Raw genomic sequence first — 469 nt, 5'->3', positions numbered from 1 at the left:
TGCGCGGCTTGGGCAGCGGCGTGGCGCGCCATTCGGCGTCGTCCGGCACCAGGGTGGCGGTGCTGCTGTAGTGGGTGCCCTGTTTGGCGTCGGCACTTTCCTCGGCCTGGCTGGTGTACTGGATGCCGCGGTGCTCGATGCGCACCGGGCGCCAGCCGCGGTTCATGTCCTGGCGCGGGTGGCCGGTGAGGTCGAAGGAGAGGCCCGGCACCAGGCGCGCGTCGTCACCCTCGACCAGGGCCATGCGCGCATCGCCGCGATGGCCACGCAGGCGGTCCTGGGTGAAGGCCTCGCCCACCTCGCTCTTGTAGCGCCCGGGGTAGTCGTAGCGCTCGTAGCTACTGGCCTGGTGGTCCAGGTCCACGCCGTCACGCTCGGTGTGGTGGTTGTACAGCGGGTTCTTGAAGTCGTAATCGCGTTGGGTCTGACGCGCGGTGCGCACGTTCTCGCGGTAGGTGAAGTTGCGCAG

1 protein-coding gene is annotated in these 469 nt (G+C 69.3%); it reads right to left on the bottom strand.

Features of this window, described 5'->3' with window-relative positions; genetic code table 11:
- Window positions 1-469, bottom strand: a 469-nt coding sequence (locus DM872_RS00025) for a contractile injection system protein, VgrG/Pvc8 family (RefSeq protein WP_256873250.1), incomplete at both ends; no start/stop codon positions are given.

Origin of the sequence: Pseudomonas taiwanensis (assembly GCF_013393345.1) — a bacterium.
Taxonomy (GTDB): Bacteria; Pseudomonadota; Gammaproteobacteria; order Pseudomonadales; family Pseudomonadaceae; genus Metapseudomonas; species Metapseudomonas resinovorans_C.
This window is presented reverse-complemented; position numbering and strand designations above follow the sequence as displayed.